This is a genomic window from Haliscomenobacter sp., from assembly GCF_041740695.1.
Classification (GTDB): Bacteria; Bacteroidota; Bacteroidia; order Chitinophagales; family Saprospiraceae; genus Haliscomenobacter.
Map to the genome: position 1 here is coordinate 1 of NZ_JBGSLK010000057.1, position 13,735 is coordinate 13,735.

At 45.8% G+C, this 13,735-nt stretch carries 10 protein-coding genes; 1 reads left to right on the forward strand and 9 read right to left on the reverse strand.

What is annotated here, in order from left to right:
- Positions 1 to 325: 325 nt before the first annotated feature.
- The 4 genes from ACEW9O_RS12215 to ACEW9O_RS12230 all read right to left on the reverse strand — a co-directional run bounded on the left by ACEW9O_RS12215 (position 326) and on the right by ACEW9O_RS12230 (position 7,794).
- The gene (locus ACEW9O_RS12215) at positions 326 to 964 is read right to left on the reverse strand and encodes a hypothetical protein (RefSeq protein ID WP_373550445.1); all 639 of its coding nucleotides are present in this window, start codon (positions 962 to 964) and stop codon (positions 326 to 328) included.
- A gap of 205 nt (positions 965 to 1,169) precedes the next feature.
- Positions 1,170 to 3,551, reverse strand: a complete 2,382-nt coding sequence (locus ACEW9O_RS12220) for an ABC transporter permease (RefSeq protein ID WP_373550446.1) — start codon at positions 3,549 to 3,551, stop codon at positions 1,170 to 1,172.
- Between the two features lie 374 nt (positions 3,552 to 3,925).
- Complete coding sequence (locus tag ACEW9O_RS12225) at positions 3,926 to 5,932, reverse strand: DUF4331 family protein (protein ID WP_373550447.1); 2,007 nt, start codon at positions 5,930 to 5,932, stop codon at positions 3,926 to 3,928.
- 101 nt (positions 5,933 to 6,033) lie between these two features.
- Positions 6,034 to 7,794 carry a DUF4331 domain-containing protein gene (locus ACEW9O_RS12230; protein ID WP_373550448.1) on the reverse strand — a complete coding sequence of 587 codons (1,761 nt, stop codon included), beginning with the start codon at positions 7,792 to 7,794 and terminating at the stop codon, positions 6,034 to 6,036.
- A 252-nt stretch (positions 7,795 to 8,046) separates the two neighbouring features.
- Between ACEW9O_RS12230 and ACEW9O_RS12235 the strand changes: the two genes are divergently transcribed.
- Positions 8,047 to 9,270, forward strand: coding sequence for a PQQ-dependent sugar dehydrogenase (locus ACEW9O_RS12235; RefSeq protein ID WP_373550449.1), 1,224 nt, complete (start codon positions 8,047 to 8,049; stop codon positions 9,268 to 9,270).
- Between the two features lie 125 nt (positions 9,271 to 9,395).
- Here the strand turns inward: ACEW9O_RS12235 and ACEW9O_RS12240 are convergent, their stop codons facing one another.
- The 5 genes from ACEW9O_RS12240 to ACEW9O_RS12260 all read right to left on the reverse strand — a co-directional run bounded on the left by ACEW9O_RS12240 (position 9,396) and on the right by ACEW9O_RS12260 (position 13,582).
- Complete coding sequence (locus tag ACEW9O_RS12240) at positions 9,396 to 10,382, reverse strand: nucleotidyl transferase AbiEii/AbiGii toxin family protein (RefSeq protein ID WP_373550450.1); 987 nt, start codon at positions 10,380 to 10,382, stop codon at positions 9,396 to 9,398.
- A 28-nt stretch (positions 10,383 to 10,410) separates the two neighbouring features.
- Positions 10,411 to 11,025: a DUF6088 family protein gene (locus ACEW9O_RS12245; protein ID WP_373550451.1), complete on the reverse strand. Its 615-nt coding sequence runs from the start codon at positions 11,023 to 11,025 to the stop codon at positions 10,411 to 10,413.
- A 370-nt stretch (positions 11,026 to 11,395) separates the two neighbouring features.
- Positions 11,396 to 11,848, reverse strand: a complete 453-nt coding sequence (locus ACEW9O_RS12250) for a hypothetical protein (protein WP_373550452.1) — start codon at positions 11,846 to 11,848, stop codon at positions 11,396 to 11,398.
- Between the two features lie 10 nt (positions 11,849 to 11,858).
- Entirely contained in the window at positions 11,859 to 12,629 is a 771-nt protein-coding gene (pgeF, locus tag ACEW9O_RS12255) for a peptidoglycan editing factor PgeF (protein ID WP_373550453.1), read from the reverse strand.
- A 17-nt stretch (positions 12,630 to 12,646) separates the two neighbouring features.
- A complete protein-coding gene (locus ACEW9O_RS12260) occupies positions 12,647 to 13,582 on the reverse strand; it encodes a tetratricopeptide repeat protein (protein ID WP_373550454.1) in 936 nt (311 codons plus the stop codon).
- Between the last annotated feature and the right edge of the window lie 153 nt (positions 13,583 to 13,735).

A 13,735-nucleotide genomic window follows, 5' to 3' on the forward strand; every position in this document is an offset into this window, starting at 1 on the left:
AAGCTTTTTTAATTGGCTAATTGAAAAATCCAATATTCTGAGAGCCGCTAAAGTAAGAGCAACTAAAGGTTTGATCGCTCATGTCTTTGGTGCTATCGCAGCAGCTCTCCTCTTTTCGTTCTTTTAACCCATTATTCGCATTATTAGTGATTTTGCCTGCGGCCCCTGGTGGATAGCAGGATTTTTTCACAACTGCTCTAAATCAACGCTGGTTCAAGTCTCGAGACTTGAACCCATATTTTCGGTTCTCTGCCGCACGAGCAATGCGGAAATTTTGAGCAAACACACGTCAGAGACGTGTTGATAGTGCTGTTTGCACAGGCAATTATTCCAAACTTAAATTCCACTGAACTTGATTTTTTTCTTCAAACTCAGACTTTAGATTTATCCTTCGTTGCCTCTTTATTTGAAAGCCTCTGTCATTGATAATTTGCTCATGAGTATTTTCAAGATACAGCTCAGCATTTTTATTTTCAATGTCTATTGCTTGTCCGTGGTCTTCGGGTCTAAATCCAATTGCATTCAAAACGATGTTTGGATTGCCATTCTTAGCGCCAATAAGATTAAATGACGAGTCCCAAGCACTTCTCAATAAAAAGCTAATTGGAACTCCGGTATGGCCCACAACAATGTCCATTCTCGTGTAAGTGTCCGAGACATCTAAGGAGCTCAAATAAACGCTAAACCCATCTTGGCTTTGAATGCTTGTTTGCTCTTTATACTTCGATGTTTTGTACGAAAATCTTGTCCTATACCAATCATGAGCATCGTCACCAACACCACCATAGTATATTTCCAACATTCGAATTATAAATTCCTTTCCTCGAACATTCAAAGTACATCCTAACAGCGACTCGGCTAATTGCTCCGCTGCTAAAATTGAACTCTTGATTTCTTCACTGCTTGAAATCAGTTTTCCGGTATCGTCAATGTGATTCTTGATTTGATTGAAGAGGTTTTTCATGGTTTTTGGTTTGGTTGTGGATAACACAGAAATATGCGCACTTTTTTCCCACCCCCCCATAAATATAAGCCAAATCCATCTAACCCTCAATAACGCGATTGACGAGATTTTTTCAACTTACCTAAAGAAAGGAAACTGGGGTTACAGGAGCATTTTGGGTATTGCACTAACAGTATTTAAACTTTTCGGTTAGCCTTAAAAAACTTTATTCACTCCGCAACGACTTCACCGGATTCGCCAACGCTGCCTTCACACTTTGAAAACCCACCGTCAACGCCGCAATCGCAAACGTGCTCAACAGCGATAGCGCAAATACGCCCAGCCCAATGCTGATGCGGTACACATAATCCTCCAGCCAGGCATTCATGGCCCACCAGGCCAGTGGGGCCGCCACTACAAAAGCAATTAGGATCAGGCGCAAGTATTCTTTGCCAAAAAGCCACAATATGCCAGCGATGCTCGCCCCCAGCGTTTTGCGAATGCCCACTTCCTTGCGTTTTTGGGCGACCATAAATGCAGCTAAACCATACAAGCCCAGGCAACCAATCAAGATGGCGATACTGGCAAAAATGCGGATCAGGCGCAGGAGCATGGTTTCGGTTTCCAGGAATTCGCCCAGTTCCTCATCCATGAAGCGTTGCTCGTAGTAGTGGTCCGGGTATAGTTTTTCCCAGGTTTGTTGAATTTGGGCTAGGGTTGGTGCGGGGTTGCCTGGACTGAGTTGTACCGCGCAAGTGTAATAACCGGGAGCATAAGTACTGAAAGCGATCGCCGAAATTTCCTGCTCGAATGACCAGTTGTGAAAATCGCGCACAACGCCCACTACGGGCGCTTTGAAATCACCCACCTGGATGTTTTTGTTCAAAATTTCCTCCGGCGAGGCCAGATTGAGTTTTTTGACAAAGGTTTCATTGACCAAAAATTCGCGCACGGTATCGCTGGCTTGCAGATTGCGGCCAGCGGCTAGTTTCAGGTCGAAGGTTTCGAGGTATCGGGCATCGATGGGTTTGTCATTGACCACCCACTGCTCGGGTTCGGGTCGGTTGTTGTAGACAATTCCAGTTTGACTGTTGGCGCTGGCAGCAGGTGCCTGGTAGCAGAGGGATACATTTTTCACCCCGGCAATCTGCAAGAGTTGCGTTTGCAGGGTTTTCATGTTGGCTTGATCGGGAATTTGGAGGTTCACGATCGCCCCGGGTCGGAATCCCCAATCGGCATTTTGAGCGTAGTGGATTTGGCCGGTGATCACCGCTGCGCTGATGATCAGCACCTGCGAAATGCCAAATTGGGTGGTCACCAGGATGCGCCGCAAGGAATATGTGCCGCTTTTGGGCATTTCCCCCATGCCTTTCATTGAGATAATGGGATTGAATCTTGCCTGCATGAGCCCTGGGTAAAAACCAGCCAGAAAAGTGAGCAGAATCCCCAGCACCAGCGTAAAACCGGCCAACAACAAATACAAACGGGAATCAAAAATGATGTCTTGTTTGAGCCAGGTATTGAGGTAAGGTTGCACCAGGGCGGCCAACACTACGCCGACCAGGATAGAAACAGCTACAATCAGGCCAGTCTCGGCAATAAACTGCCAAAACAATTGCCCACTGGTACTGCCCAGCGCCTTGCGTACGCCCACCTCGCGCCCACGGGTAAGCGCTTGTGCGGTGGCCATATTGACAAAATTGAAACAAGCAGTAAAAATCAAAAATAAGCCAATCATGCCCAGGGCCCAAAGGAATTTTTTGTCGATGCCAAAGCCGTAGTTTTTGTCGAAGTGCAGCCCGAGCATGGGCATAGCCTTGTAGTTAAATAGGTCTTTGACTTCCGGGTGCGGATGGTCTTTGCTGAAACGCGCCATCACCGGATTCATCTCTGCAAAAGCATGTCCTTCCTTCAACAAGACAAAACAATGGGTGCCTCCGCGTGCGCCAGCCCAGGAATCAAAGCCAATCCCAGTAATGGAATCATGTTTTAAGGTTGCCCAGGAGGCCAGGATTTCGTGCTTGTAGTCGGTGTTGTGGGGCAAATCCTGGACTACACCCGCAACCCGCAGGTCGGTGCGATTGTCTTTGCGGAGCATTTTGCCAAGGGCATTGCTGTTGCCAAAGTATTTGAGCGCCAGTTTTTCGGTGATCAGTACCGTGTTGGGTTGCTCGAGTCCCCTTAGGTCACCATGCAAGAGGGGCAGATCAAGGATGTCAAAATATGTGGGTTCAACCCAGGCAAATTTTGCCTGCTCTTTGTATTTATCCTTGCCACCTTTGGCATTCTCGATGCTAATGAGCACTTCATCCTCGCCCGAAACCATGGCCGCTTTTTCTACAAAGGCACATTCCTCCCGAAGCGCATTGGCCATGGGGCTTGGTGCACCCGGAAATGGGAAAAACCCATCCGTTTTGACATCCATCACCACCCGCATGGTGCGCTCGGCTTTTTGATGGTAGGTATCAAAATTGGTATGGTGCTGGATGAGTGCAAAAATGAGGATGCTGCAGCCAATACTCAGGCTCAGCCCGAGAATGTTGAGCAGGGCGTAGTCGCGGTGTTTGGCGAGCTTGCGGGTGATCAGTTTGAAATAGTTTTGAAACATGTTGGTTTTCTTTAGAGCATTAAAGTACTAGCTCAATTTTTATACCAAGTCTGTAAGTTGTTGGTTTTTAAATTTTTATGGATTTCCTAAGGATTGAAAAATGTTCGATTTTGAACAGTGATGTCCGTATAACTAATTGTTTGGGCTTTAGATGATGTTGAAAACCTTTCCTAGTTTTTGGAGAAAATATATTTGCGAGCTTCATCAAGCTGATAGATTATACAGGCTATCCATTATCAAGAAATTTTATCCTAAATTCCCTCTACTCTTTTGGCGCTTAAAATGGCCAAGCATTTGGCATAAAAGTGGAAGACCTTCTTCAACCAGAAGCTGAGGATTGAAAAAGGCCTTCCAATTATAATCAAATGTCTATTTTATTTTGACTTGATTATTTTCAGCGATCTGGCGGTCTGGCCGTCTAAGCTGATTTCGGCAATGTACACGCCCGCCGGAAGTGAAGCTCCATTCCAATCGGTTTGGTAGTCACCAGACTGCATATTTTTAGTCATTACCGTTTGCAGAAGTTTACCCTCCAGGTCATAAATGCGAATAGCCACTTGGGCTTTTGTACGCAAATGGTATTTGAAGGTGGTATTTTCCACGAATGGGTTGGGATAATTGGTAATGGAAATATCCTGGGTTCTCAAACCGGAAATCCCGGTTGTAGGTGACAATAAAGCCGGAGCAGTATAGTTCCGTTCTTCTCCTGAACATTTGCCAGTTCCTGACCAGGGCAATTGCACATATGGGAAGCCAGATCTGAAAGTGGTATCATTTTTATTGATTTTGGTATCATAAGTGAGTACACCCAGCAAATTAGGGGTTACTGGCGACGCGGTAGTACCCGGGATAAAATCGTCGTACCACAAACCGATTGCAGCCAACACAATACCGCCCACGGCTTGCAACTCAATTCGGGTTACATCATCCTCCAAGCGACGACCATTCGGGAAACCATCCATATTCGGGATGAGTTCGATATTGGAATTGCCATTAAATCTTGGGTCGATCAAGCCTAAAACAGCTGCCTGCACCAAGCCTAGTGTGCTGAAGTCAGCACTATTGCGGGGAGTAGCTGGCACCGCCATGTTCAGGCGAAGCATGTCGCCACCATTCGGCAAAAAGTTGTTGATAAAGGGTTTACCTGCTGCTAATGGATTGCCATTTTTGCCAGTTGCCAATTGATAAGGCCTCAAATTGGGAACACCTGTATGGAAAATGGGCCACAAATCCACAGCACGCGGTGAACCATCCGCAGGTAGCAATAATTTGCCAAAAATAGCCGTATCCAGGGCCGTACCATTCAATGCTGCATTCCCTTTCAGGCCGAATAAACCGGATTTACCGTTGCGGAAATCATAGGTGCCTAACGCTTTACTCTGAATTCGCAAAGGTGCAAAAGCAGGCACAGCACCTCCAAATTGGCTATCATCCATGTACAATGCGAGCTCTGGATTGAAAAAATAAGGCCCGAAGGATGCCTCAGCACTACTGTAAGGAGATACTGCATTCCAGCGATCCTTTTGACCAATTGGAATGACGGCTTCATTGGTCAAAGGCATACCTAAGCGTGATACCTGTACCCAGTTGCCTGAATAAGCCTCCATTGCGTTGGTATTCAGGGTCCTGATCTGTTGGCGGCTGGCAGAGGCCCATACGCCGATCACAAAGTCAGAATCGAGAATATTGGCAGCCTGACTGACGTCTTTGCCTGTTTTTTGCAAAGTTGCAATTGGAATCTGCAGTGCAATGGTTGAAACATTGAGACACGCTACACCATCTCGTGCTTTACTGGTTTGACGAGGTAAATCCCCCAAATCAAAAACCCCGCCTAGATCTACAAAAAAAGGATCATCCGTAGGGCCACAAAAAATCTTCTCTCCACCCGATCCGCTAGCATTTTGGACACCAGCGCTGAACAAGGATTCGTATGACTTGTTTAAGCCAGCCCCACCAGCAATCGAGCGCGGCCCTACATTGTAAGGCGGTACAATACCGTTTTGGATGATGGTTTGGAAAGATGCACCTCCATTGGTACTTTTTTCCAATGTGTAGGTGGTTTTATGGTTTTCCTTTCCCAAACGAATTGCGAAAAAAGTACTGGGATCCTGAAATCCTTTTTTAAACGTAAAGCGATAAATGATGTCATCTCCTACCGTATTAGTATTGTTGTCAATGTGAATTTCGTAGCGAATATTTTCACCAAACCCATAATAATTGGGGCCACCGTGGGGCAATTGCAAGGGTACATAACAAGCAATGATGGTGATGCTGTTGGGATCATCAGGGCTGCGGAACGCGTACAAATCCGTATTGTCCGTCAGCGGATCCTGGGCAATCAAAGGCGCTTCGCGGTGGCTAGAGGCAAAGGCCAGGTGCATCGCTAATAAGCAAATTGTTAAAATTATGTTTATTTTTTTCATTTTAAACGAATTGAAAAAGTGAGCCTGCTCACATGATGAAATTGGAAAAGGATTGAGGTTTATTGGCCAACTTCAGTTCCCCGCCAAGGCGTTGCCAGGTATGGAAAACTGTTGCTGAATGGCGCATCGTTGGCTTCCACACCAGTAGAGTATTGCAAAACATTGAGCAATAAGTTGGTTACTGGTGAAGGGGTTTTACCGGGAAGGTAATCATCATACCACAAGCCAACAGCCGCAAGAACCACTCCACCCACTGCCTGCAATTCAATCCGGGTAACATTATCCTCCAAGCGACGGCCATTCGGGAAGCCATCCATATTGGGAATGAATTGAATAGCGGTAGTTTTGTTGTAAGTCGTATCGGTCAAACCCAGCACTGCTGCCTGCACCAAACCCAGGGAGCTGAAGTTCGGGTCATTGCGAGGCGTTGGTGGTACTGCCATGTTCAGGCGCAACATATCGCCACTGGGCAAGAAATTGTTAATAAAGGGTTTGCCTGCCGCCAGAGGATTTCCATTTTTACCCGTTGCCAATTGATAGGGGCGCATATTGGGAACACCAACATAGAAAATTGGCCACAAATCCACAGCTCTGGGAGACTTCGCTGCGGGCAACAATAAGGCACCAAAAGCGTTTTCGGCCAAGGCTGTACCATCCAGGGCAGCAAGGCCTTTTAATCCGAACAAGCCATCTTTTCCATTGCGGAAGTCAAATGATCCCAAAGAATTGGACTGGATGCGCAAAGCTCTGAAAGCAGGCACCGCTGAGCCAAATTGGGAATCGTCCATATACAAAGCCAACTCCGGATTGTAAAAAAATGGAGCATAAATAGCCAGGTTGGCTGGATCCAAATCCTGATAAGGCGTCAGGAAATTCCAGCGGTCTTTGAACCCAACCGGAACAACTACTTCATTGGTTAAAGGCATACCCAGGCGGGATACCTGTACCCATGCACCAGAATCCCGTGGAACGCTACCATCCGTAGAAAGGGTGCGAATTGCCCGACGGCTGGCTGATGCCCAAACCCCGATCACAAAATCACCGTCCAAAATATTGGCAGCCTGGTTTACATTTTTGCCATCCTTTTGCAAGATATTGATGGGGATTTGTAAAGCGATTGTATGTACATTGTACTTGGCAAGGCCGTCGCGCGCTTTACTGCCACGCCTCGGGGCGTCGCCCAAATCAAATACTCCACCTAAATCGACATAGAAAGGATCGTCTACCGGGCCACAGAATACCTTTTCACCAGTAGAAACGGTCTTAATGGCAGCCTGGAAAAGAGCCTGATAATTGGCCGCCCCTAAACCCACTGGTGAACCTTCAATGGAACGAGGTCCAATGTTGTTGGGAGGAACTACACCATTGGCTTCCAGGGTCTGAAAGCTCATCCCACCGTTGAGACTGCGCTCCAGGGTATAAACCGTCTTCAGGTTTTGTTTACCCAGGCGGATATTGAAAAATGTGGTAGGATCTTCATTTGTTTGGCGGAAAGTAAGGCGATAGATGATGTCATCGCCAGGCGTTGCTGGGTTGTTGTCGATGTGGATTTCATAGCGAATGTTTTCGCCAAAATTGTAGTAGTTCGGACCACCAAATGGTAGTTCTGCGGGGATGTAGTTCGCGATGACCGTAATGGTGTTGGGGGCATCAGGGCTACGAAACACGTACAGATCGGTATTGTCCGCCAATGGGTCATTGGCAATAAGGGGGGCTTCGCGGTGGCTGGAGGCGGAAAGTGCGCTCAAACCACTAGCCAAGACAATAGTAACTAAGGCTTTCTGCAGGGCAGAATAGCGCAATGGTAACTTAATTCTCATGAAAAGAGTTTTTGAGTTATATGAAAATTTTTAATCTAATGAAAGTGCCAGGGAGATTTAGGGTTTACCCACATTAAATACGAGGAAAACTTTCAAATGGATTTAGAAAAAATAAATATTCCGGGGAATTCTTGCCAAGGGTTTATAATTTTGTTTATCAATGGTTTATGACAACTTTACCAAGCCACTATTGTTCATCTTCGAACAAAGGTGTACGCTTTTATTGTTACCTTAGATAAATTCAAGTCTTTTATGAAAACAACTGCAGTATTCTTATTGGTCCTAGGCAGCATCGCATTTACTTCATGCGGGCAAACCCCAGCCACAACAGCAAGTGACAAAGCCTCCACTTCGGTGGAGACCAACGCCCCGAATTCGGATTACAAACCCGCTTTCGCTGGTCAAACGAGAATTGGTGGGGTAAAAACCAAAACGCCATATGAAGTCAAAAAACTCAGTGAATCGTTATCCTCCCCTTGGGGCATCACGAGCCTCCCGGATGGCAGGTTGATCATCACCGAAAAAGGAAATGGCACCTTGCGCATCGCCAAAACCACTGGTGAACTGAGCTCGCCGATTACGGGTTTACCCGCCGTGAACTCCAGCGGCCAAGGTGGTTTGCTGGGCATTACCACTGACCCTGATTTTGCTCAAAACCGGATGTTGTACTGGGTTTTCGCGGAAAGTGTAGACGGCGGTACCCATACTTCGGTAGCCAAGGGCAAACTTTCGGCAGATGAAAGCAAAATCGAGAATGCCACGGTGATCTACCGTGCAACTCCGGCCCACAAGGGAAGTTTGCATTATGGTGGCCGGATTCTTTTTGACAAAAGTGGCAACCTTTTTGTCAGCACAGGCGAGCGTTCCGACATGGTGACGCGTCCGCAGGCACAGCAACTGAATTCAGGTTTGGGCAAAATTGTACGCATCACCAAGGATGGCAAAGCAGTAGCGGGTAACCCTTTTGCAGGACAAGCTGACGCAAGACCTGAGTTGTATTCTTATGGCCACCGAAATGTGCAAGGTTTGGCCTTTCAGCCAGCTACTGGTGAATTGTTCTCCAACGAGTTTGGCCCCAGAGGTGGCGATGAAATCAACCACGTTCGTGCAGGGAAAAACTACGGCTGGCCTACCATCACTTACGGTATCGAGTATGGTGGTAAAAAAATCGGCGATGCAATCCAGCAAAAAGAAGGCATGGAACAACCCGTGTATTATTGGGATCCCGTCGTATCGCCCAGTGGCATGACTTTTTACAGCGGCAATCAAATTCCTGAATGGAAAAACAACCTTTTTGTGGGCTGCTTGAGCGGCATGCACATTGCACGTTTGGTGATTGAGAACAATAAAGTAGTGGGCGAAGAGCGCCTGCTGAAGGAAGAAAATCAACGTTTTCGGGATGTGACGCAGGGGAAAGATGGAGCGCTGTATGCGGTGACGGATCAGGGGAGGTTGTATCGGATTGGGGGGAAGTGATGCTTGGTTAGTCAGGCCCTTATTCTACCTCGTTCTTTTTCATTGTTGTCTACCTGTTGGCAAGCAAGCACATTTGCATTTTTCTGTTCGGTTTTGTGCGGTTGAAAAATGCAAATGTGCTTGCTTTAGTGTTGGCTTATGGTGTTTATCCTCTTTTGTAATGCTGTAAGTCGGCTTATCAGTTCATTAAAGTCTAGGGGTTGACCGTAAATCATGTTCTCTTTCATTTCCTGATAGTCTACCTCCCATTGTTTTATAATCGTGTCTGGTGGAATGAAATTAATGTTTCCAGGGGTATGCTTTGCATAGTCAATTCCTGAAACGGGTGTGAACTTGCTACGGTGTGCGACTATGGTCTTGTACAGGTCAGCATTTTGTAGTGCTATTTCTGCATATTCCGTGTGGCTTAGTTTTTCAATATCGTACAGATGTCGGCTAAGGCGTCCTACCCTTATCTTTTCGGGGTCTCTCTGAAATTCTTCGTGCAGCAAGAATATCTTCTCTAAAAATGTCCGTTCAGGATTTACTACAGGAATAGTTATTGGTTTGTCCGTAAAAAGATTTTCTGTATAAATTTCGGAAACGAATGTGCCGAAAGTTCTTTGTGTAAAAGGATCTTTCAACGAACGGCTACCTACTTCCACCAAAACACCAGGTTTCAGATAAGCATCTGTTTCCGTCAACTTGTTGTAGTAAATCTCAATAATCAAGGGGTCTTGATCGTGGTTTTCTACTTCACGGTACTTTACCATTACGTCTTTAAACCCCAATTCAGCAAACTTGGATTTCAGTTCTTCGGTAAATGTTTCCGTGATGAATTGATACGGTTTTCTTCTCAACCTGCGAATGTCGCCTTTGGTTAATTCGCCTGTGAATCCCAAATATTCTCTGTCCAAAGCCAAGTCAATGTCTTCCGAAAAGCGTTGTATCAAATTCCAACCTTTGCTCAACGAAGTTCCGCCTTTGAAAATCAAAGCCGATGCACACTCCATTGAAAAAATTGTAGCCAAGGTTTGTACCACCCACCAATCTTTTTCTGCGGCTGACGAAGAAGGTAAACCAATTTGCCTGCTCGTTTCGCCATACAACCTGATTTTGGTTTCGTCGGGCAACTAAAACCATTCTTTTAAATGTATAAACTTATTCACTGGGCGCATCGGTTTTTGTGGGTGTGATCAATTTTCTAATCCATACAGGTGCTAACTGTAAATCGTGTTGCAGATGTTTGGGATTTTCATCTTTCAATATGGTTCTTATCTGTTTTATTTCTTCATCTGTTACTTGGTCTTTGCCGATTGTCCGCAATGCCTGAATTGACAACTTGCTGATTTCGCCAATGAAAGAAAGATTTTTTGAACTTGCCTTTTTGAAGGTAATGGTTTGCTTGCCGATTTTTATTTTTCGTGCCGAAGTGTCGGTATAATACACAACGTTCAAAGGGACTTGGGTCGTTAAACCCAATTTGTACATTGCATAAGCTCCGGTGGGAACAATGCGGGCTTTATCTCGTTTGGCAATAGCTGTGGCAATTTCTTCAATGCTGGGCAACACCTTACCGATAAAGTCGTCAATAACCGGGCGAACATAAATTCCTGTAGCTACACGGTGCAATTCGCCTGATTTTACTAAACGTTCCAAACCTTTGTTTACAGCCTTGGCGTTGCCTATCATGGCAAAGCTATCCACAAAGAAAGGTGTACCCATTTGGGTATGCTTTATCTTATTAAACACTTGTTTTTCAATGCTTTTTTGCATTTTTATTTCATTGTTTTGTCGCAAATTTAGTAGATATTTGCGACAAAAGCAAGGGATGTGGTTAAACTTGTGGTATTCGTTTTAAGGTTCGAGTTTCAGCATCGAAAGCTATGAATCATAGAGTCCTGATTCTTCGTCTGCATTCATTATTTTGATCAGCAGTTCCTGCTGTTTCGCTTTCATTCTTGATACCTTATTGTTTTACAAATTTAGCGGATGTTGTAGTGGGTTTTTAAGTCTTTTATTACTCTATCGTGGTTGGCTTTTAAAGTATTCATGTCCCAAACATTGTTATTTTGCAAAATTCTAAGCGAATTCGGAAAGGTCTCGATATTGTTCATAAAGTACTTTCGCTTTTTTTCTCCATATTCTAAGCGCCCTTGCGAAGTATTCTGCCTTTAAAGAAGGGAACGCGCAACTTGGGATGCAGTTTCAACAAAGCTTTGGTGGTGGTTTCAATATTTAGAGTCAGGTTTAGAGATTTCTCGTGATAGAATAAGGTAATTGAGTCCTTGTTCTCCCTTAAATCATAAGCAAGCACTTCTTTAGGCGCATCAGGTCGGATAATGGGGTAGGACGAATAGGCTTGATCTCGTTTGCTGTAAGCATGGTATACATTCTGCTTAACGAAATAGAGGTAGGTTGAAACATTGAGTCGCCTGGGTAGATCAATTCTGATGGAGTCTCCTCGAATAAAAACTACGTTGGTGTCAATCATCTGTTCTATATTTTTAAACAGATAGGTCAGTTTACCTTCGAAGGATTGGGAAAAGGCAAAGGATTGATGCAAGAGGATGAAAAAAATGATTTGGAGCGGTTTCATTGGGGAGGGATTAAGGAGTTCCTGCTTTAAACCCAATCAAATTCACCATCCGCCCCGTCACCCCCATCTCCTTCCGATACGAATAAAAATGCGCATTGTGCAGCACCGTCGAGTACGGCGACACTTCAATTTGATCAACGGGAACACCCGCAGCCAGTAATTGCGCCCGGTTGGCTACTTTCAAATCCACAAAATACTTCTGTAAGGTTTCATCCCAACGTTTGTGTTCGGCGGCAAAATGATCGGCTACATCTGCATTCACCTCAAAGGAACATTCATCGATGCAGGTGCCAATGTAGGCGTAACAATCCGCTGGATTGCTGCCGTATTCTTCTTGCATCCGGGAGAGGGTTTTGTGCACAATTTCCGCAGCAGTACCCCGCCACCCTGCATGAATGGCCGCTACTGCCCGCGTGCATGGGTCGGCTATGAGAATCGGCGTACAATCGGCGATGGTCACCGTTAAAAATACGTTGGGAACTTGGGTGATCAAGGCGTCGTAGCCATCCGTACGGCCTGGAGCTTCCACTTTGAGCACAGCATCGCCATGCACCTGGTAAGAGCTGGCTACCTGTTCTGGCTGAAGTCCCAAACTATGAAAAAAAATACGGCGGTTTTCAGCCACTATGGCGGGATCGTCTTCGGTAGAAATGCCCACATTAAGGGCAGCATAAGCCCCTTGGCTAAGCCCTCCGTGTCGGGTGCTTTCCGCAGCAATTAGGTCAGAAATGGAAGCAAAAATCTTGGGCTTGAGGTAGCAGTTCCCCGCTAGATTCACCATTGGTTCTGGTACTGCAATTAGTTAGGGACACCTGCTTTTTCGGCAGCTGCACTCACGAATTGCAACAAATCGGCAGAAGGTTCCTGAGTAAGTGTGCGCGCTTTGCTGGCAGCCTGGAAAGCCTCTTTGTATTTGCCAATGCCAAACAAGGCCCGACCGTAGTTGTAATACGCCCTTGGTTGCCAAGCCGCATTGGAGTCCTCCGCTTTGAAGGTTTTGTTGGTCACCAGTTTGAGCTCAAATTCCGCCTTGGCAAACTCATTGAGTTCAACGTGGCACTCCCCCTTCATCCGACGGGCACGCCAGTGGATCGGTTGGTGTGGAATCGAAGTTCTGATGGCCATGTCCAAATCAGCAGCAGCGGCAGCGTAATTCTTCTGGTGCACATTCACAATGGCACGCCCCATGTATGCGTCGGGGCTATGTGGATAAATATCAATACTCTTGGTGAAATCGTACATGGCATCACCAACGTTGCCCAGTTTGTAATTGACGTACCCTCTGCGCTCGTAAGCTAAAGCGTTGCGGGTGTATTTTTCAATGGCACTGCTCAGTGCATCTTTGGCTTCACTTTGTTGCCCTTGGGTCAGGAGTTCACGACCACGCAGAAAGGTTTGTACAGCGGATTTGTCACCTTTGGGTTCAATGAAGGCATGTTCTACCATCGACCCATTGTCCAGTTTCCATGCACCGATATTGCCAGCGATGGCATATTGGGCCATGGTGTCCAAGAGATGTACAGTATTGCGCCAGGATTTTTCGGCAGCAGTATTGATGATGGTACGAGGAATGTCGAGCATACTCTTTTCCGAGATAAAAACCTCGTCGGGTTTCAGCAGGATGTCGTTTTTATAGTACGTTTCTGCACGCTGCAAAAACATATTTAATGCGAGCTCAAATGTTCTGTCGGATCCGAACTCCAGATGACCAGACAGGATGATCTTGAATAACATTTTGCTGAGTTTTGAAAGCCTCTTTAAAATATGGTTGCTTACTGTTCGATTGCTTCCCTTAAAAAATCACGCTGTACATTCACAACAGGTAATGCACTACACCAACTGCACAAGCTCAAAATGCGTTAAAGGTGTTCTCTTAAAAATTCCAAA